Raw genomic sequence first — 19,283 nt, 5'->3', positions numbered from 1 at the left:
ATCACACTACATAGCATTTATGAGTATGTTTTTGAGAAACCGATTAAAAGTTAACTTTAATTTTTAAATGACTTCTATTCTTTGAATTCTATGTTCTGCATTTTGCTGAATCTTTATTAGCACATTTAGTTTTTCTTGCTCTAATAAAACCTTGTAATATTGAAAAATTACTTCTTCCACTTTGTTCTCCATGATCAATTGATGTCTTAATAAAGCAAGCTGCTCTTCATTATCTAGTTGTTCCTTACGAAACCTTACCCTTTGACCGTTGAATAGAGTCCATTGAAGGTCAATACCGACGTCTAATTGTATGTTATCATTTTGCCCTTCCAAAGAGAAAGGAGAAGCAGGTTGATTGACTTGAACTGTCCCCCTATTATTATTAGATAAATTGATTTGAGGAAGTTTTCCAGCATTCCCCCAAGTATTTTTCTGTTTTGCATCAGAAACCTCTTGCTGATCAATTTTTATATCATAGTTGTTTTGAAGTGTCTTTGCTATGGCATTTGATAAAGTCAAAGACTGATAGGATTGTCCTAATAATGAAAAAGAGAAAGTACTCATTATTAGCATTGAAAATAACTTTTTCATATTAGCTAATCTGTTTAATGGTTTTAACAGCATCTTCATGAATAAATCCAAAAAAGAAACAATACTGCTTTTTGTAGACATAACTCATTCGGTGATGATCGTAATAGATTTCCGCACCCATTTCCCTCATTTGAGTTAATAAAGTGCGAAGTGTTCGGTCTGTTATCTCTAGTTTTTCAGCTAACTCAATTGGAGTTCCTGTACCTCTTTTTCGAATTAAATAATCAATCCTCTCAATTCGTTCTAGTTGTTTTTGTAGTAGCATAACTGGTTGTGAAATTATTTTTATGATAATAGCATTTGCTTTAGTTCTTTAGGAGTTTGAGATTCCCATAATTCTTGATATTTTCCATTTTGTGCCATTAACTCAAAATGCTTTCCTTCTTCAATCAGTTGTCCTTTATCTAGCACTATTATTTTATCAGCATTTTGTATTGTAGAAAGACGATGTGCAATAATGATAACGGTCTTCCCTTTTAACATCAATTTTTGGATCACATCCTGTACAAATTGTTCTGATTTACTATCCAAGGCTGAGGTTGGTTCATCAAGAATCAATATTTCAGGTTCTCTGTATAAAGCACGTGCAATCGCCAAACGTTGACGTTGACCACCAGATAAAGTGGTTCCTTTTTCACCGATCTCTGTTTGAAAGCCATTGGGTAATTTTTCTATAAATGAAAGTATACCGAGCTCTTTACAGATGGCAATCACTCGTTCAACATTAGGCTTTAACTCACCTAATGCTATATTTTCCAATACATTCCCTTTAAATAGCTCTATCTGCTGTGGTACTACACCTATGGCTTTTCTTAAAGATTGCTTTGAAAAATAATTAATATTAGTATCTCCTATTAAAATCTGTCCTTTCTGGATTAGATATATTTTTTGAAGTAATGAAGCTAAAGTCGATTTTCCTGAACCACTTTCCCCAACAATAGCAGTTAATCTCCCTTTCGTTATTTGAAGATTGAGGCCTTTGAATACGTCAACTCTTGAACCATATCTAAATGATACATCTGTCAGTTGAATAGACCCAATGTTTTGTGGTGTTAATTCTATTTGTTCTTCATTCGTGTTTGACATTTCATGGTCTAAATCCAATAATTCGAATAAACGATCTGCTGCAATTTTTGCATTTTGCCATTGGCCATTCATACCAATTAAAGCAGCGACAGGACCTGTTAGATAATTTAGTAATGCATTAAACGAAAGTAATTCTCCTGGTGTTAATTCTTTTAATAAGACGAAATTGGCTCCAACTCCCAATACAATAACTGTAAAAATGGTTGTGACAAAGTGAGTACTATTCTCAGAAAAGATATTGGTTTGAGAAATACTAAATACGTTTTTAAGCGTGTCTACAAATCTAACTTCTGTTTTTAAGTTTGAAAAATCTTCAATTCCCAATCTCTTAATCGTGCGGATTGCATCTATGGACTCCACTAATTGAGCTTCTAGCTCTGCACTACTTTCCATCAATTGCCTCTGGTATTTTTTATTACGATGGTTCACATACCAATAGATTCCTCCTGAAATGGGAAGTATTAAAAGCATAATCAAAGCAAGTTTCCATGAATAGATAAACATTGCTGAAAATGAAAAGATCAGAACGCACACATTAATCACTAATGAGATCGCACTATCATTGATAAAAGCTCTAATTTTTACAGCATCATTAATACGAGACACTATCTCTCCCACCCTCATAGTATCGAAAAAACGTTGTGGTAATTTGATAAGGTGTTGATAGTAACCTAATATTAAACGTGCATCAATCATTTGCCCTGTTCTTAAAACAAGTTGGCTTTTAAGAACACCTATTATAGTTTGAAATAATAAGATAACGACCATAAAAATACTCAATAGCCAAAGTAGGTTATGATTACCATCTACAAGAACATAATCGACAATTTTTTGAATATATATTGATGTACTCAGCCCTAAAATAGTAAAGACAAGAGCTCCTATTATAGCTTGAAATAACACACTTTTATGTGTGCTTAGCAATTCATAAAATCTACTACTTATTGAAATCGTTTCATTTTTCTTTTCAAATGAAATAGAAGGAGTTATTAATATTAATACACCTGACCACAATTTTGAGAAGCTATCTAAAGAGTAATCATGATATTGCCCGTCGCCTGGGTCCATTACTACTACTTTACTGGACGTGACTTGAATAATGACAAGAAAGTGATGCAAACCATTATCTAATACTACATGAGCAATAGAAGGACATGTTGCCTCTGGTAGTGCTTTAATATCACCTCTCACTCCCTTAGCGTCAAACCCTAAAGCTTTAGCGGCTTCAATTAGTCCTAATAAATTTGTTCCCTTTTGATCAGTGGATGCAAGTTGTCGAATTTTAGCCACGGAGTAGTCTGCTCCGTAGTATCTAGAAATAGAGAGGAGGCAAGCAGCTCCACAATCAGTGATATCACGCTGCTTGACTTTTAGTTTAGTCAACTTCATAAATTTTATTTTTTAATTGATTTTAATCGGTAGTCCGTTTTTGAGAAATTCTTAAGTACAAGTTACTTTTTAGCTACACTATGCAATTGATTTCTTGAGGGGTTTAACCAGTCATCAGTTTGATCATATATCAGATCAAATAAACTTCTTTTTGTTACAACGAATCTAGCCTGTAATGTCATTCCTTTTTTAAGATAACCTTTGTAACCATTTGATAAAGTGAGGTAGTCTTGCTGTATTTTGCACTTCACCTTAAAAACAGGTTGCTGATCTATCATTACAACATCATGATACACTTCCATAATCTGTCCTTCCAAAGTACCCCAATCATTGTAGTTATAAGCGTCAATCTGCATAATAGCTTTCATTTCTTCTTTTAACCAGCCAATATCTTTAGGGGAAATATAACATTCAGCAATGAGATCTGATTTGGGAGTGATTTCACCAATACTTTGGTTTGAAAAAACGATTGTTCCTTCATGGATCCCATTGAAATTTTGGAGTACCCCAGAAACCGTTGATCGTATATAATGCTTTGAAATTTGTTTATTGAGCTGTAGAATTTCAGCGTTCAGGTTTTCCAATTTTATTTTATGATCATCCAATTCAATAGCCCATTCAGAGTGTGCCCTCTTCCACCTCAATGTCAAACTAGTCTGAGCTCTTCTAAGAACAATCTCAGCATCTTCAACTTCTTTCTCTGGAATTGCTTTTGATCGGAATAATGCTGTTTTCCGATGAAGCTGTTTTTGGGCAAGGTCTATTTCTTCTTGAAGTAAAAAAATGTCATTATAAAACTCTTCATACTTCTTTAGGTAGTTTCTCGTTCTTAAAAATTTCACTTCAGAAAGTGCATTTACCTTTTTAGTAACTTTACAGAGATCCAATAAGTCTAAATATTGGTCATTAAGAATATCAAAATGCTTTATGCTAAAAGCTCTTTTGAGAGAGAGTTCTGTAGTATCTAAAGTTAAAATTATTTCACCTTTCTCTACTTCAGAATTATCAGTGATAAACACCTTAGAAACTTTTTCTGTCAAAGGAGATTTTAACTCAAACTTTTCTAAGGTAGGGCGTATCAATCCAAGCGATTGCACTGTGATCGGTACCTTAATCAGAGGTAATGAACATAATACTGAGATCACAAAAATCAAAATCGTAATATATAATACACTTGACTTTTTATTAAGTTGAGTATAGTACTTAGGTAATAATACCTTAATTAGTTCTGGTGGTAATAGCATTTGTATAAATAGTTAGCTGTAAAAATCGTTTAGCATTACCAATATTAAACATTTTATTTTCAATGTTAAAAATTAAAGCACTTTACATCAAATGTTTATATAAAATCTTACTATATTTTTATTTCAGCTTGCTACAATCAAATAATGATTAATATTTATCTAAATTCATAATAATATTTTAACCAACTATTTTACACCACGCTTTTCAATACCCTCTAAAAGTGCCTTCAAAATATTAATGACCACATCACTCCATAACCGCTTGTAAGCTTTATTATGAGCAGAGGTACTTTCTTTTTATTCAACAGAAATTTTGAAGATAACAAAACGATATTAACAACTTTCGGTTCTGAAAAGGCATAGACATGTACTGATAACGGTATTGAGTCGAAATCAAGCAATGCGAGTAAGAAAAGAGTTAAGAGGCAAAATCTATAGCTTTTGTCAACAAAAAAAAATGAACACCATCATGAATATCTTTTTGAGGTATTTGTGGTGGTGTTTAATTTATTAATGGCTTACCATGAATTGTAATACTGTTTAAAAATGATTTAGATATTCTTTCATATCCTGTAGAATCAGAGCTGTAAGGATATGTAGTTATAATAGAATAAACAATATCATCTATTCTGATTGAATGAAAGTTATACTTAGTTTGTTGTTTTTTCATCACATATATTGAATGTATTCCAAATTGGCTATTAGCTTGAGTTTCTCTATCTAAATAATGAATTTCAATATTATCAGATGATAAAAAAGTTATAATTTTATCGTCAATATCCCAGTCTGCTTCTCCTAAATATTGAATACCTAATTTAAAACCCATATTGTATTTATAATACCTGTAATTTTTGAAATCATCATCAGATAATACCTCGTAATCTTCAAAAAGAGGTCCTTTCAATCCTTCTTGCATACTGATAGTTTGACGGAATAAAACTGAATCAATTTTATATTCCCAGTATTTTTGTTGGCTAATGATTAGCCCATGATCTGTTTCCTTATCATACTTTTCTTGTTCCATTATTAATTTTGCTCTATGTACCTTAAATGAGTCTATTATTTCACTTTCAGAAAGAGGAAGGTCTTTATATAATGCTTGATTTAGATTTCGTGCAAAAATCTCTGTAATGTTAAAATGATATTGTTCATGCTTTAGAATGTAAGCAGAATTTTCAGAGGTGGTGTCATTTTTATTTAACCATGAAAGTGTCTCATTTTGAAATGCTTTTGCATAAAATTTATGTTCACTTGTTGAGTCTTCTACAAGTTTTATATCACTAACTATTGCAGCAGTATATATTGAGAAAGGTTTTGGAATACCTTGAAAATTAGACCACTCTAGTTGTTTCCAATCATTGATTATATGAGGCTTATAGAAATTATTAGCAATTAGTTTAATTGATAGAATTATCGATAATGTAAATACTATAATGCCTATTTTAATTTTTGTAATTGTTGCCATAAACTATTTGTTTCCATAAAAAATTAACAAAGGTATAAGTGATTGAAAAAAGACATTCAATGGCTACAACTAACATTATAAGTACAATTGTTGTAGCAACTCCTGTTAAAGAAGTAAATGCTTCTATTATCGGAGAAATGCTTGCTCTGCCGATAAGTATTAAAAATGCTATAATGGTAATAATGAAAAAGAAATCATTGACAAGTCTGCTGAAAATAGTATAGACTTTTTTGGTTTCAAGAATGTATAATAAATGATTAATTAATAAGCCAATCCAAATAAGATTAAAGTAATATATGCCGATTTTAAAAGACCCTAATTCATCTTTATAGAAATTGAAAAAAAGAGAAGTTGAGTACACAAGGAGTATCAATACGATGTAGTTAATGAAATTATTTATTCTATAGTTTTTTATGAAAACTTTACTATCAATCAAAAGTTGTTCAATTTCATCTTTTGTATCATCGTTATCTTTTTCAGTTTGCTTTGGTTCATTTTCTTTTTGCAAGATTAGTGATCTTGCGACTTGTACAGCTTCAGGATCATAATCTGAGGCATGTTCAACGATTAATTCTAACTCAAATCGGCTTTTATTCTTAAACTTTCTTTTATAAAATTCTTTCACTTTTCTATAGTTTGCAAGTTGTAGTTAGTGAACATAATTCAATATACCATACTTGTAGTAAATTCCTTAAGAATTAACTTTTATCCTTTCAATTTGCCCCAAAATCGCTTTCAAAACATTAATCGCTACACTATTTCCAAACTGCTTATAAGCCTGATTATGGGCTGAAGTAATAATAAAATTATCATCGAAACCTTGAATGCGGGCACACTCTCTTGGGGAAAGTTTTCTGATTTTATTACCTACTTTATATAAACCTGTTTTGTCTCCAACTCCTCCTCCATAGGCAGATAACGTTATAGCATGACCGATAGGATCGTAGATACGTTCTCCTTGACCGCCTTTGTTCACTCTTCCGATTTGTATGGGGCGGTTAGGTAAAATGATATTTCCCTCTTTGTCCTCTTTTGGTTTGTATTTTTTATAAATGTCGATGTCAGGGCGGTTGACAATCTTGGCATCAGGTTTTTGTTCGAGAAAGTCTTTTAGGCTAACATGTTTTTGATGAGGTAAAGGAAAGTGGAATTCATTGGTGGTGATATCTTTTCGGAAGCAGACAAAGTAAATTCGTTTTCTGTTCTGAGGCAAACCAAATTCTGATGCATTCAACACTTTGTATTTGACATTGTACCCTAGCTCATCTAAGGTCTTGATGACTACTTGAATGGTATTTCCTCCATCATGTTTTTCAAAGTTCTTTACGTTTTCCAGAAAGAGTAATTTCGGTTGATGGTACTTTACAATTCTCGCGATATCAAAAAATAAAGTACCGCGGGCATCTTCAAATCCTTTTTGTTTGCCTGATACAGAAAAGGCTTGGCAAGGAAAGCCAGCGCAAAGGATATCATGAGTAGGAATATCTTTTTCATCAATCTGAGTGATATCACCGTGAGGTTGGATACCATAGTTGCGTTGGTAGGTTTTTACGGCAAATTTATCCCATTCAGAAGCAAAAACACATTCTGCTCCAAACGATGTCAACGCTTTATGAAAACCACCAATACCAGCAAATAGATCTATAAATTTTAATCCCTCTATCTTCATCTTATCCCTTCAAAAAAATGATATACGATATTAATAGATGCAAATGAATGAATCAACACTGCTGACTAATTGTTTGAAAATTATTTTTCGTTGTAGGAGATATTATCAAAGAAAGTTTGAAAATCGACGTCGGTATTATTGATTTCTAACTTTCTACGGAGTCGATATCTCGCCACTTGAATGGACTTCACACTTTGGTGTGTAATGTTGGAAATATCTTTGGTACTTAAGTTTAATTTGAGGAATGCACAAAGCTTCTTTTCATTAGGAGAAAGACTTGGGAATTTTTGATGCAATTTATCAAAGAAGTCGGAGTGCACTTGTTCAAAACGGTATTCTAATTCCTTCCAAACTTCCCCTTGATTGGCATTTTGGAGGTTATAAACAATCGATCGGATCTTCTTTTTATTATTACTGTCCAACTCAGAATCAATACTCAGCAATTCTTCAGAGACCTTATTAATCAACTCATTTTGTTGCATTAAGTGCATAATGTTTGTCGTCAATTCTTTGTCCTTAAACTCTACTTGAGACTGCAATACTTTATTTTGCTCTTGTGTGTATTGATGTTCAACCGTTTCTAACTCTCTCGCAATATTAGCTTTTTCCTCGTTTTGCTTTGCGTTGATCATTTTCAGACGCTGAACTCTGAGTACCATCAAAATGATAGAAATAATACCTATAAAAAGGCACGTAAGAATGATAATAATCGTTTGCTGTTCTTCTTTTTCATGCAACAGCTGAATCTTTTCTAAAGCTTTGATTTGATTCTGTTCTAAGTCTGCAATTCCTTTGCTGTATCGCTGTTGAAGGAGCTCATCTGATGCTTTTTTGTACTCTTTAAAGTATTGAAACGCCTTTTCGGTTTGTCCATTTTTCTCAAAAAAAGTAGATAAACCGTAGTAGACATTTTTGAGGTCAACAGGAGAGTTCACCTCATCTGCTTGCTCTATGGCTTTTAAATAAAACTTTTCGGCTTCTTTAAAACGACCTTGTTGAGAAGCAATATGTGCAAAGGCCACTAATGAGTTGATTTCCCCTCTTTCATCATTCAATTCTTGTTTGATTTTATAAGAAGCTTCTAAAACCTCCAAAGCATCTTCATATCTTTTCTGATTGGCATATTGATTTGAAAGGTTGTGCAGAGCTTTACTTTTCATAATCAATTGTGATTCATTTTTACACATTCTGATGACCTGATTGAAGAGGTGAATGGCTTTTTCAGGTTCATTGAGCTCATCATATAGTGTACCCTTATTAAGATAGAGGTGTGGGAGTAAATCGTTTTGAATATCTTCAGACAGTTCTTTTACAGTAGCGATGGCTTTGTCATATTCAGCTAACGCTTTAGGATAATTTTTTTCCTGCTGATAAATCTGACATAAGTTGGTTTGTGATCTTACTTCCAACTCTTTGTTTTTGATTTTTCTAAATTGTTGAATGGCATTGAAGTAGGCTTCTCTTGCTTTGTAAGATTGCCCTTTGTAAAGATAAATATTGCCCTTGAGGTTGTATAATTCGCCCAAAAGCTGATCATCCTTATTTTCTTCGTAAAGCATTATGCCTTCAGTGGTATAATCTATTGCACGGTCCATGTCAACGGCAATAAACTTTTTCCCTAACTGAAGCATTAATTCCCCTCTTTGATGAGGTTCAAAAGTATCTGAAAGTTTTTCTTGTAAACTGTCGATAGTGCTAGCGAAAATGGAAGTAGACGTAAATACTATTAAAAAAAACGTATTGAAGTTCTTTATAAGTGATTTCAATGTTACAGCTGATTATAATTCGAAATTGGTAGCTTAGAAATGAAACGTTAAATTTATCGATTTATCATCAATGTTTCATTTTGATTTTCTGTAATTTAACGAAAAATAGCCATTAACATAGTGCAGTTTGGAAATTTCAAATTGTTGTATGAATAATAACCCGATTGTGGATGAAAGAAGAAATAAAAAAATACGACTTCAGGAAGAATGAGGATGGATTAGAATTTGAAATTGTTGATCTTCAAAAAATATTTAAAGAGAAAAATCATTTAATAACAACTTCACATCGTGCTAGATTTTACCATATTCTTTGGATTGAAAAAGGACACGGCACACACTATGTAGATTTTAAACCCATAAAAGTTGAAGACAATACCTTAATTTTTGTAGCTCAAAACTCCGTTAATCTCTACGATGCAAATGGCTATTATGAGGGAAAATCAATCATTTTTACCAACGATTTTTTCTGTCAAACCAAGTATGACTTTAGATATATTACGACCTCTATTTTATATAGTGACCTTTATGACGTCGCAAAATTATCACCCATTATTAATAGAGAGGCATTAGAGCTAATTTTCCATCAAATGAATCAAGAGGCAGAAAAGAAGAAAGATCAAGCTCAAAAAGAAATCCTTCATAAATTACTTTACTTATTCTTATTACAATCAGAAAGAGCATACCGAGAACAAGGTGTACAAGAATTGGAACCTAGTCTCTATCTGACCAATGTGATCAACTTTAAAGAACACTTAGAAGAGTCTTACAAAAAAGAAAAAGGTGTGAAATGGTATGCAAATTCATTGAATTTATCAGAAAAACAGTTGAATAAGTCAACTACTGAAGTGTTGTCCAAGTCACCCAAAAAGATCATAGACGAAAGAGTAGTTTTAGAAGCCAAAAGACTCTTAGTACATACGGAAGAACCGGTAAAGGAAATTGCCTATGAGCTAGGGTATGATGAACCAACTAACTTTATCAAATTCTTTAAAAGACATACTGCTATTACACCGGCTGAATTTAGAGCTCAAAACCAATAGGGCGTAAATGTATCATTCAAGGGCGTAAATCTACCTTTATAAAACTTCCTCCATCCGCCACCTTTGTAATGTTGATTTTGTTAAACAAACAAAGTAATCCATGACAAAGAAAATATACTCATTAGCCGTATTAATTATGGCTTTTTTATCAAGCTCAGCTCAAGATTCATCATCAAACTCTAGTACAATGGAAGTATCGAACAAAGACAAGGTAGTAGCATTATTAAAAAGCATTGAAACAGGTGATAAAGCACCTGCGGGTTATATCAACCCTAACAAATACATTCAACATAATCAATCTGTAGCAGATGGTTTGGCCGGTTTCGGAGCTGTATTACAGCAGTTGCCAGAAGGTTCAGCAAAGGCGAACACGGTAAGAGTGATTGAAGATGGAGATTTCGTAATCGCTCATACTGATTACAACTTCTTCGGGCCGAAAATCGGAATAGATATCTTTAGATTTGAAGATGGTCTGATTGTAGAACACTGGGACAACCTACAGGAGAAAGTCACTGAAACAGCTTCTGGAAGATCTCAAATAGATGGTACAGCTGAAGTCAAAGACTTGGATAAGACAAAAGCGAATAAAAAAATTGTCAAACATTTCATTGATGATGTTTTATTCGGAAAGCACCCTGAAAAAATCACGGATTATGTATCTACAGAAGAGTATTTACAGCATAACCCTAATGTAAAAGATGGTTTAGTCGGATTGGGTGAAGCGATTGAGGCACTGAATAAGGCCGGAATGCCAATGGTTTACAAGAAAAATCACGCCTTATTTGGTGAAGGAAACTTTGTAATTTCTGTTTCTGAAGGGGTTTTCATGAAAAAAGAGGTAGCATTCTATGATATTTTCAGACTTGAAGATGGAAAAATCGTAGAACATTGGGATGCTATTCAAGAAATCCTTCCAGAATCGGAAGCGAAAAATTCAAACGGGAAATTTAATTTCTAAATTATAAAAGTCATGTTGTTTATTGTAATACTTATTTCGGTGTTTTTATTGATTGTCTTTTTCAAAAAAGAAAGATGGATTAAGTATGGAAATTTGGAAGATAGTTTCGATTACACAATCAATGATCATCAGTATTATATTGAAGAAGTCTCTTTTAAAAACTATAATGAAGCCCTTTCAAAATACTTCAAAGTAGTGGATTCAATATCGAGATACGATAAGGCAATAAATTTAAAATATGATTTATACGATTGGGGATTCTCAATTTTCCAGTTCAAAGATACCTTAATTGATGTTCGTTATTTTAGAAGTACGCATAGCATACGGTTGATCAAAAGTAAACAACCTCTGAGTATTGAAGAGTACGAAAAAGACGATTTGGGATATCATATGGAATTGAATCGATAAGATAAAATAGAAAAAGCACAAGTTAGGCAATAGGCTAGACTTGTGCTTTTTTGTTACAAATCCATGTTTCAAGTGTTAAGCGTGAGCGTCACTTGGAACTACTCATTGGCGAAGTCTCCCGACTTCGAAATATGTATAAATAAGGTGTTGGGTCATTCGAAGTCGGGAGACTTCGCCTATGATTTATCACAAGTGACGCCTATCGGCTTAACACTTGCGATATAGTTAAAAAACTAAACTACTGACTTTTTTAATGCAATTTCTAGAATGGTCTTCTGCCGTTTTCTCCTCTTCCACCTCTTCGTCCTTTCTTTTTCATCGCTTCTCTTGCCTCTTTATAAATAATCATTTGCTCTTCAGTAAGGACTTGAGAAAGCATCATTTCATGTTGTTTCATAACAGGTTCCAAAGCCTCTTTCATTGCCTCGCGATCTCCTTTATGTTGCTCTCTGATTTGTTGGAAAACTTGCTTTGAAGAAGCGTTGATTGCATCATATTTTTCCTTTTGATCTGTAGTAAGTTCAAGCTTTAATTCCAAAAGGTAAGCCTGCTTTTCACCACGTTCCATCAACATAAATTTTTCATATGAAGCATAAGTCTCAGTATCAAGAATGCCTTTTACTTTCGTAAGGTGCTTATCTCTAAGTTCATCTGTTTCAGCCTTAATTTTTGCTCTATCCGTTTCACCATCTTTTCTAGCAATCATGATGGTATTCATCACATCTTCTTGCAATCGGATATATAATTTGCCTATTTTTTTCTCAGTGCTTTCATCTAATTTCAATTCTTTAGAAAGCTCTTCGGGAAACTCTTGAGCTGTAAATGAAGGAAAATTTCTTTGAGCGAATGTAATGCTACTCAGACTTAAAAGAAGGAATGTGAAAATTAGATTTTTCATGATTATGTATTTTGTATTAAATAAATTCATTTAGAATGGCTTCGGACCTCTGCCCCCTCTATCACCAAAACCTTTTTGATTGGTTTTTCCTTTAGGTCGATAAATAAAAGAAACCATAAAATAGCGTGGAAGCACATTGTAGGTACTCGTTTGAATTGAGCTTTCAGTTACCGTTCTGCTGATACTACTGTTTTGATTAAGAATATCTGAAACGGAGAATCGAGCTTCTCCTCTCCTATTTTTGAACATTTTATAGGCGATATGAGCATTCCATTTATAGATATTATCTTGAATCAAATCATCGTCGCCATTATAAATATTTCCGGTAAAAGAGGTATTCAAAATCAACCTTTCAATAGGCTCAACATTTATACTCGCTCTGATATTATTGTGAAGGTAATTACCGTTCAAAGAAGCATTTGCATTGTTGTTGATCCAGTGGTAGGTCCACATACTTGAGATATTGAAGTCGACTCTTTTACTGATATTACTTGATAATCGAATGCCTTGTCCCAATGACTTGTCGTAAGTGAAAGAAGTAATATCGTTAGTGATACCCACGTTTCTTGTGTAACTACCCATTGTCATAAAAGAAATATTGGTTTTGATGGGATTGATTGGTTTGGAGTAAACCATAATTCCTCTGGCATTGATGTAGCCGTCCAAGTTGATGGGGTAAGTATAAGAAGCGCCTTTTCTCACTGGCACACCATTGATTGTGGTGTCATTTTCAGCAATGAAAGTATATTGAGTGACTTTATTGTCGGTTTGTGTCGCTGATAGATTAATGAAGAACATTTCCTTTCTAGCGATATTGAAGTTTCTATAATTGAAACGCAACACATGACTTTCTTCTCCTTCCAAATAAGGGTTACCGGATGAAATATTTAATGGATCACTATAATCTACTACAGATTGTAAGTTGGTGACATTCGGTAAAGAGACATTTTTCTGATAAGAGAAACGTAATCTCTTACTTCTCGAAAACTTATAATTAATGGAAAGAGATGGTAAGAAGTGACCGAAATTCGTAGTGGTATTTTCTTGAGTAGGATAAATGCTTTCATTCAGTAAAGCGGAATATTGGTACTGAAGTGAAGTGGTAATATTCAGTTTTTCTTTCTTGAAAAGTAATCCTGCTTCTGGTCTATAAATATTTTGATTGGAGGTGAATGTATTCGAAAGCTCTTCAATAAAATCCCCATCATTCACATCGTCCATAATATCATATGTTCTAGTATTGACATCCTGCTTTTCCCAACTTTGAAAATAATTGAGCTTTAACTGAAGGTTTTTAGCCAGTTTTTCAGTGAATATTAAATTAGCTGATGTTCTGAATTTTTCAGTGTCCCCAAGAATTCTCTGAGCCGTGGAATCGTTTTGTGTATTATCTCCTTCAAAATAATTGATATTGGTGAAGACATCCTGATAGGTATCGTCATTATGATAATATAATTTCCAATCTAAGGTCAGCGTTCTGCCGTTATCATTTAATTTATGACGAATGAGGAATGAGTTATTAATATCAGCGGAGTTGTTGGCGCTGTATTGTTTCATATCAGAATTATTGAGATCTGTTCCGTCTTTCAAATAAGTATTCGATAAACTGCTGTTGGCACTGTTTCCATTTTCCATTTTGATGGATGGGCGAATACGAATAGAGGTTTTAGGACTTAATTCATAATCCATTCTGAAATTAAAATTATGATTCTCTTTTCGTGAATCGATATCAAGAATTTCATCTACAATCTGATTACTGCTTTCAGAAACAAGGTATTCAGTAGAAGAAGCCTCATCGGTTACATTGTCCACCAACTTGTAGCTATAACTTCCTGTTACGTCAATTTTTTCACCCCAAGAATCAATATAATTAGTACCTAAAAGGTGGGAAGTATTGATACCATTAGATTTAGCAGAAATTTCCCCTGGACTACCATTTCCACGACCTCTTCCACCGCCTCTTCTTCTAGGACCACCCGACGAAAGGTTATCAGACATAAAACCTTGCTGATTGACATTATTACTCAAACCAGTAAATGAAAGACGTTGATCTCCTTTGAAGATATTGATATTACCACCAGCACTATAACGTTCATCAGAACCATAACCCGCCTCTGCTTTCCCGAAATAAGCATATTTTGCATCTTTCTTCGTTACAAAATTGATGGCTTTAGTTCTGTTACCATCATCAAAACCCGTAAATTCAGCCTGATCACTTTTCTGATCAATGACCTGTACATAATCAATCATTTCGGCAGGAAGGTTTTGCATGGCACTTTTGGGGTCATCTCCAAAAAACTCTTTTCCGTCTACCAGTACTTTTTTTACAGTTTCTCCTTCAGAAGTGACATTGCCATTTTCATCTCTGTCCATCCCTGGAATTTTAGAAACCAAGTCTTCGGCTGTAGCATCTTCATGTGTTTTATAATTACTAGAAGAAAACTGTATAGTATCTTCTTTTATCACTACAGGTACATCGCCTACAATCTCAACTTCATTTAATTCTGTAAACATCGACTCCAGAGTAACGTCTAATTTGTTTGTCTTAGGAGTGACCGTTACCATTGAAGCATAATTTTTATACCCCAAATACATGGCTTCTAGCTTATATTTTCCGGCTTCTTTTAGCGTGATTTTATATTCTCCATCCAAATTAGAAAGGACTTGGTATTTATTATTTTCATTGGAAATAGTAATTAACGCATTGACTAATGCTTCTTTATTATCGCCCCCAATAACCTTTCCTTGTAGAAGGATTTCTTGGGACCAAGCCGTTGTTGCGGATATGATTAAAAGGAGTAAAATTATAGGTTTCATTGTTATTGTAATGATGTTAGAAGGATAGTTCACTTGACTCATCACAAAGAAACATAACCTATAAATGTGTTTGAGAAATTTTCAACGAAGGGATAGTTATTTTCAACTAATGAATCCTTAGCCTTCTTTCCCTCTTCGTTTTCGAGTTGTTATACGAAAAAAGCCCTACAAAAAATTGCAGGACTTAGTATTTGGGTATAAAGAATCATACCAATTCATAAAACAACGATTTTAGAGTATTTTAAAACCTTAAAGAGAGATTTTAAACATGTATACTGTCTCAACACTTTATATCTTTTTAATAAAGCTCTCTGTTTATAATTACACTTGATTCTTTTAACGCTTTCTTCGATTTTAATTTTCCCTAATTATGCCCAATTAGTTCCCAAAAAAGGTATAACAACTTACATGTTTCATCATTTTTCAAACAAAAAAAATCCCACCTTCAATAAAGAAGGCAGGATCCTTAGTATTTAACAATAGGTAGTTACACTGTCACAGAAGCTAATAACTCTGCCAATTTCTTACCTGTTTGTTCAGTATTCATACGCTTATCTTCAGGAGTTTCCTCCGTAGCGATATCTAACGTTCTGTATCCGTCTTTCAAGAATTGATCAACAGCACTGATAATCGCATCGCTCTCGTCTTTTAATCCGAAAGAGATATCTAATAATAATGCACCTGAAAGTACAGAAGCGATCGGGTTAGCGATACCTTTACCTGCAATATCAGGAGCAGAACCATGAATTGGCTCGTACAATCCGATTTCTGAACCAACAGAAGCAGAAGGTAACATACCCATAGAACCTGCAATTTGAGAAGCCTCATCTGTAAGGATATCACCAAACATGTTGCCTGTTACAATTACGTCGAATTGCTTAGGGTCACGGATCAATTGCATTGCTGCATTGTCAATGAACATGTGAGTCACTTCTACTTCAGGGTACTCAGCAGAAAGTGCTTGTACTGTTTCTCTCCATAAACGAGAAGATTCCAATACGTTGGCTTTATCTACAGAACATAATTTCTTACGACGAGTCATTGCTGATTCAAAAGCTTGACGAGCAATACGTTCTACTTCCATTTTAGAGTAACGTAACGTGTCAATTGCTTCAGTACCATCTTCGTTACGCTCACGAGGAGTACCGAAGTAGATACCACCAGTTAACTCACGGAAGAAAATAATGTCAGAACCTTGAAGAATTTCAGGTTTGATTGATGAAGTATATAATAACTCATCAAATAATTTGATAGGACGAATGTTTGAGAATAATCCTAATTCCTTACGGATTTTAAGTAGACCTTGCTCAGGACGTACTTTTAAGTTAGGATTGTTGTCATACATTGGCATACCTACAGCACCTAAAAGTACTGCATCAGAAGCTTTACAAGCATCAATAGTTGCTTGTGGACAAGGCTCGCCTGTTGCTTCGATTGCTGAGTGACCAATTAATGCTGGAGAGAACTCAAATGAGTGACCAAAACGCTCACCGATGATCTCTAATATATTTTGAGTAATGCCTGTAACTTCTAATCCGATACCGTCACCTGCAAGTACTGTGATTTTCTTGTTCATGTTTTTGTTTGTTGTTCTTTTTTGAGTTTGAATTAGACATTGAATGCATAAACACGATCTTGCTCGTATTTCGCAATGTTTTCTTTTAAGCTCAATAGATAATCGATATCGTCATATCCATTGATCAAACACATTTTCTTATAGTCGTCAATCTCGAAAGATTGTTTGTTGTCTTCTTTACCTGTGATCCAAGCCGTTTGAGACTCTAAGTCCACTTCTAAAGTAGTCGAAGGATCTGCCTCAATATCAGCAAAAAGCTCTGCTAAGAATTCTTCAGAAACTACTAAAGGAAGTAATCCGTTATTCAAAGCGTTTCCTTTGAAGATGTCTGCGAAGAAGCTTGATACTACGATTTTAAACCCGTAGTCATCAATAGACCAAGCTGCGTGTTCACGTGATGAACCACAACCAAAGTTCTTACCAGCAACTAAAATTTCGCCTTTGTAAGTATCTTGGTTCAATACGAAATCAGCAATTGGCTGATCTTGTTTGTCGTATCTCCAGTCTCTGAAAAGGTTGTCACCAAAGCCTTCTTTAGTAGTAGCCTTCAAGAAACGAGCTGGGATGATTTGGTCAGTATCTACGTTCTCAATATTTAAAGGAACGCAAGTCGATTTTGTATATTTCATGTTGATATTCTCTTTAAATATTAAAATTATGCAGTAGTTAACTCTTCTCTTACATCTACAATGTGACCTTTTACAGCAGCAGCAGCAGCGGTCAATGGAGAAGCAAGTAACGTTCTAGCACCAGGACCTTGACGTCCTTCAAAGTTTCTGTTTGAAGTAGAAATACAGTACATTCCTTCAGGAACTTTATCTTCATTCATACCCAAACAAGCTGAACAACCTGGCTCTCTTAATTCAAAACCAGCCTCAGCATATACTTGATCTAAACCTTCAGCGATTGCTTGTTTTTCAACTTGCTTTGAACCAGGAACGATCCAAACATTTACGCCGTCAGCCTTCTTTTTACCTTTTACAAAATCAGCTACTGCTCTCAAATCCTCAATACGAGCATTTGTACAGCTACCGATAAATACATAGTCGATTGGCTTACCGATTAACGCCTCACCTTCTTTCAAGCCCATGTATTCTAAAGCTTTCTTGTCTGATTCACTCTCCGGAGTAGGAACTGATTTGTCTACACCAACACCCATACCAGGGTTTGTACCGTAAGTAACCATTGGAGCGATATCCGCAGCGTCATAAACAAATTCAGCATCGAAAGTAGCACCTTCGTCTGTTGGAAGTGATTTCCAGTACGCTAATGATTCTTCCCATTTCTCACCTTTTGGAGCAAATTCTCTTCCTTCTAAATAATCAAAAGTAGTTTGGTCAGGAGCGATGATACCACCACGGGCACCCATTTCAATACTCATGTTACAAACGGTCATTCTACCTTCCATAGACAAGTTTTGGATGGCAGAACCAGCAAACTCAACGAAGTAACCTGTACCTCCTGAAGCTGATAATTTAGAAATTACATATAATACGATGTCTTTCGCGCCTACACCATCTTGTAACTCACCATCCACAACAATTCTCATGGCTTTAGGCTTGTTTTGAAGTGTACATTGAGAAGACATTACTTGTTCTACTTGTGATGTTCCAATACCGAAAGCAATTGAACCAAAAGCACCGTGAGTAGACGTATGGCTATCACCACAAACAATTGTTTTACCTGGTTGAGTAACGCCTAATTCAGGTCCGATCACGTGAACGATACCTTGGAATGGGTGGCCCAAACCATAAAGTTTTACGCCAAATTCATCACAGTTTTTTGTTAGCGTTTCTACTTGGTGTCTTGATAAAGCTTCTTTGATTGGAAGATGTTGATCTTTGGTAGGAACGTTGTGATCCGCAGTTCCCCAAGTTTGATCTACACGAGCGAGTTGAATTCCTCTATTACGAAGTCCATTGAATGCTTGAGGGCTAGTTACCTCGTGAATAAAATGTGTATCGATGTATAACACATCAGGAAATCCTTCTTTGCGTTGAACGACATGGTTATCCCATACTTTGTCGAACAATGTTCTCGGTTTGTTGTTGCTCATGTATTTGTTGTTTTTTAATCTTTTCCTATAATTATTATTCCCTTCTGCGGTGACGATTTAGGTTAAAACCTTACATATCACAAGAATATCAGAGAAATATGCTAAAATTTAGAACTATTTTATTCCCTTTTTGTCAGACCGGGAATCTTTGTTGTATTTTTGCCTAAAATCGTTTAATCTTATGCTTTATTAAAACAATTCCCAAGAAGAAAGAGTTTTGATAAAACAAATTGTTGATTAATAGTACAAACTAAAAAAGTCTATAGCTACAAATTTAATATCCTATAGATCGATTTAAAATTCGTTCTGAATTATAATTA

Annotated in this window: 16 protein-coding genes; 3 read left to right on the top strand and 13 right to left on the bottom strand. The window is 34.2% G+C overall.

Features of this window, described 5'->3' with window-relative positions; translation table 11 throughout:
* Nucleotides 1-63: 63 nt before the first annotated feature.
* The 8 genes from IC221_RS25485 to IC221_RS25450 all read right to left on the bottom strand — a co-directional run bounded on the left by IC221_RS25485 (nucleotide 64) and on the right by IC221_RS25450 (nucleotide 9,210).
* On the bottom strand, nucleotides 64-591 hold the full coding sequence (locus IC221_RS25485; RefSeq protein ID WP_188171657.1) for a TolC family protein: 528 nt from the start codon (nucleotides 589-591) through the stop codon (nucleotides 64-66).
* Nucleotide 592: 1 nt separating this feature from the next.
* On the bottom strand, nucleotides 593-856 hold the full coding sequence (locus tag IC221_RS25480; protein ID WP_044211408.1) for an HTH domain-containing protein: 264 nt from the start codon (nucleotides 854-856) through the stop codon (nucleotides 593-595).
* Between the two features lie 20 nt (nucleotides 857-876).
* Nucleotides 877-3,066: a peptidase domain-containing ABC transporter gene (locus tag IC221_RS25475; protein WP_188171656.1), complete on the bottom strand. Its 2,190-nt coding sequence runs from the start codon at nucleotides 3,064-3,066 to the stop codon at nucleotides 877-879.
* Between the two features lie 62 nt (nucleotides 3,067-3,128).
* Nucleotides 3,129-4,310, bottom strand: coding sequence for an HlyD family secretion protein (locus tag IC221_RS25470; RefSeq protein ID WP_188171655.1), 1,182 nt, complete (start codon nucleotides 4,308-4,310; stop codon nucleotides 3,129-3,131).
* A 502-nt stretch (nucleotides 4,311-4,812) separates the two neighbouring features.
* Nucleotides 4,813-5,775 carry a hypothetical protein gene (locus IC221_RS25465; protein WP_188171654.1) on the bottom strand — a complete coding sequence of 321 codons (963 nt, stop codon included), beginning with the start codon at nucleotides 5,773-5,775 and terminating at the stop codon, nucleotides 4,813-4,815.
* Complete coding sequence (locus tag IC221_RS25460; RefSeq protein ID WP_188171653.1) at nucleotides 5,753-6,400, bottom strand: hypothetical protein; 648 nt, start codon at nucleotides 6,398-6,400, stop codon at nucleotides 5,753-5,755. Before IC221_RS25460 ends, IC221_RS25465 begins: the two co-directional genes overlap by 23 nt.
* 66 nt (nucleotides 6,401-6,466) lie before the next feature.
* Nucleotides 6,467-7,444 (bottom strand): DNA cytosine methyltransferase, encoded by a 978-nt coding sequence (locus IC221_RS25455; protein ID WP_188171652.1) that lies wholly within the window; start codon nucleotides 7,442-7,444, stop codon nucleotides 6,467-6,469.
* Nucleotides 7,445-7,524: 80 nt separating this feature from the next.
* Nucleotides 7,525-9,210 (bottom strand): tetratricopeptide repeat protein, encoded by a 1,686-nt coding sequence (locus IC221_RS25450; protein WP_062619623.1) that lies wholly within the window; start codon nucleotides 9,208-9,210, stop codon nucleotides 7,525-7,527.
* Nucleotides 9,211-9,380: 170 nt separating this feature from the next.
* Here IC221_RS25450 and IC221_RS25445 point away from each other — a divergent pair, with 170 nt between their 5' ends.
* The 3 genes from IC221_RS25445 to IC221_RS25435 all read left to right on the top strand — a co-directional run bounded on the left by IC221_RS25445 (nucleotide 9,381) and on the right by IC221_RS25435 (nucleotide 11,616).
* Nucleotides 9,381-10,250 carry a helix-turn-helix domain-containing protein gene (locus IC221_RS25445; RefSeq protein WP_188171651.1) on the top strand — a complete coding sequence of 290 codons (870 nt, stop codon included), beginning with the start codon at nucleotides 9,381-9,383 and terminating at the stop codon, nucleotides 10,248-10,250.
* 100 nt (nucleotides 10,251-10,350) lie between these two features.
* Complete coding sequence (locus tag IC221_RS25440) at nucleotides 10,351-11,208, top strand: nuclear transport factor 2 family protein (RefSeq protein WP_188171650.1); 858 nt, start codon at nucleotides 10,351-10,353, stop codon at nucleotides 11,206-11,208.
* A gap of 12 nt (nucleotides 11,209-11,220) precedes the next feature.
* Nucleotides 11,221-11,616, top strand: a complete 396-nt coding sequence (locus tag IC221_RS25435) for a hypothetical protein (RefSeq protein ID WP_188171649.1) — start codon at nucleotides 11,221-11,223, stop codon at nucleotides 11,614-11,616.
* A gap of 262 nt (nucleotides 11,617-11,878) precedes the next feature.
* Here IC221_RS25435 and IC221_RS25430 read toward each other — a convergent pair whose 3' ends face one another.
* The 5 genes from IC221_RS25430 to leuC form a co-directional block, all read right to left on the bottom strand.
* Nucleotides 11,879-12,514, bottom strand: coding sequence for a hypothetical protein (locus tag IC221_RS25430; protein WP_188171648.1), 636 nt, complete (start codon nucleotides 12,512-12,514; stop codon nucleotides 11,879-11,881).
* A gap of 30 nt (nucleotides 12,515-12,544) precedes the next feature.
* Entirely contained in the window at nucleotides 12,545-15,331 is a 2,787-nt protein-coding gene (locus IC221_RS25425) for a TonB-dependent receptor (RefSeq protein ID WP_188171647.1), read from the bottom strand.
* 487 nt (nucleotides 15,332-15,818) lie between these two features.
* Nucleotides 15,819-16,907: a 3-isopropylmalate dehydrogenase gene (gene leuB / locus IC221_RS25420; protein ID WP_044207617.1), complete on the bottom strand. Its 1,089-nt coding sequence runs from the start codon at nucleotides 16,905-16,907 to the stop codon at nucleotides 15,819-15,821.
* A 32-nt stretch (nucleotides 16,908-16,939) separates the two neighbouring features.
* Complete coding sequence (leuD, locus tag IC221_RS25415) at nucleotides 16,940-17,536, bottom strand: 3-isopropylmalate dehydratase small subunit (RefSeq protein WP_188171646.1); 597 nt, start codon at nucleotides 17,534-17,536, stop codon at nucleotides 16,940-16,942.
* A gap of 26 nt (nucleotides 17,537-17,562) precedes the next feature.
* Nucleotides 17,563-18,963 (bottom strand): 3-isopropylmalate dehydratase large subunit, encoded by a 1,401-nt coding sequence (gene leuC, locus IC221_RS25410; protein ID WP_188171645.1) that lies wholly within the window; start codon nucleotides 18,961-18,963, stop codon nucleotides 17,563-17,565.
* Between the last annotated feature and the right edge of the window lie 320 nt (nucleotides 18,964-19,283).

The organism is Flammeovirga sp. EKP202 (assembly GCF_014534745.1).
In the GTDB taxonomy this organism is placed as follows: Bacteria; Bacteroidota; Bacteroidia; order Cytophagales; family Flammeovirgaceae; genus Flammeovirga.
The sequence above is the reverse complement of the archived record's forward strand: the minus strand, read 5'-3'. Positions and strand labels throughout refer to the sequence as shown.

Bases quoted from the DNA above. Each gene is read 5' to 3' on its own strand.
- IC221_RS25485 (WP_188171657.1), bottom strand. From the start codon at position 591: ATGAAAAAGTTATTTTCAATGCTAATAATGAGTACTTTCTCTTTTTCA.
- IC221_RS25480 (WP_044211408.1), bottom strand. From the start codon at position 856: ATGCTACTACAAAAACAACTAGAACGAATTGAGAGGATTGATTATTTA.
- IC221_RS25475 (WP_188171656.1), bottom strand. From the start codon at position 3,066: ATGAAGTTGACTAAACTAAAAGTCAAGCAGCGTGATATCACTGATTGT.
- IC221_RS25470 (WP_188171655.1), bottom strand. From the start codon at position 4,310: ATGCTATTACCACCAGAACTAATTAAGGTATTATTACCTAAGTACTAT.
- IC221_RS25465 (WP_188171654.1), bottom strand. From the start codon at position 5,775: ATGGCAACAATTACAAAAATTAAAATAGGCATTATAGTATTTACATTA.
- IC221_RS25455 (WP_188171652.1), bottom strand. From the start codon at position 7,444: ATGAAGATAGAGGGATTAAAATTTATAGATCTATTTGCTGGTATTGGT.
- IC221_RS25445 (WP_188171651.1), top strand. From the start codon at position 9,381: ATGAAAGAAGAAATAAAAAAATACGACTTCAGGAAGAATGAGGATGGA.
- IC221_RS25440 (WP_188171650.1), top strand. From the start codon at position 10,351: ATGACAAAGAAAATATACTCATTAGCCGTATTAATTATGGCTTTTTTA.
- IC221_RS25435 (WP_188171649.1), top strand. From the start codon at position 11,221: ATGTTGTTTATTGTAATACTTATTTCGGTGTTTTTATTGATTGTCTTT.
- IC221_RS25430 (WP_188171648.1), bottom strand. From the start codon at position 12,514: ATGAAAAATCTAATTTTCACATTCCTTCTTTTAAGTCTGAGTAGCATT.
- IC221_RS25425 (WP_188171647.1), bottom strand. From the start codon at position 15,331: ATGAAACCTATAATTTTACTCCTTTTAATCATATCCGCAACAACGGCT.
- leuB (WP_044207617.1), bottom strand. From the start codon at position 16,907: ATGAACAAGAAAATCACAGTACTTGCAGGTGACGGTATCGGATTAGAA.
- leuD (WP_188171646.1), bottom strand. From the start codon at position 17,536: ATGAAATATACAAAATCGACTTGCGTTCCTTTAAATATTGAGAACGTA.
- leuC (WP_188171645.1), bottom strand. From the start codon at position 18,963: ATGAGCAACAACAAACCGAGAACATTGTTCGACAAAGTATGGGATAAC.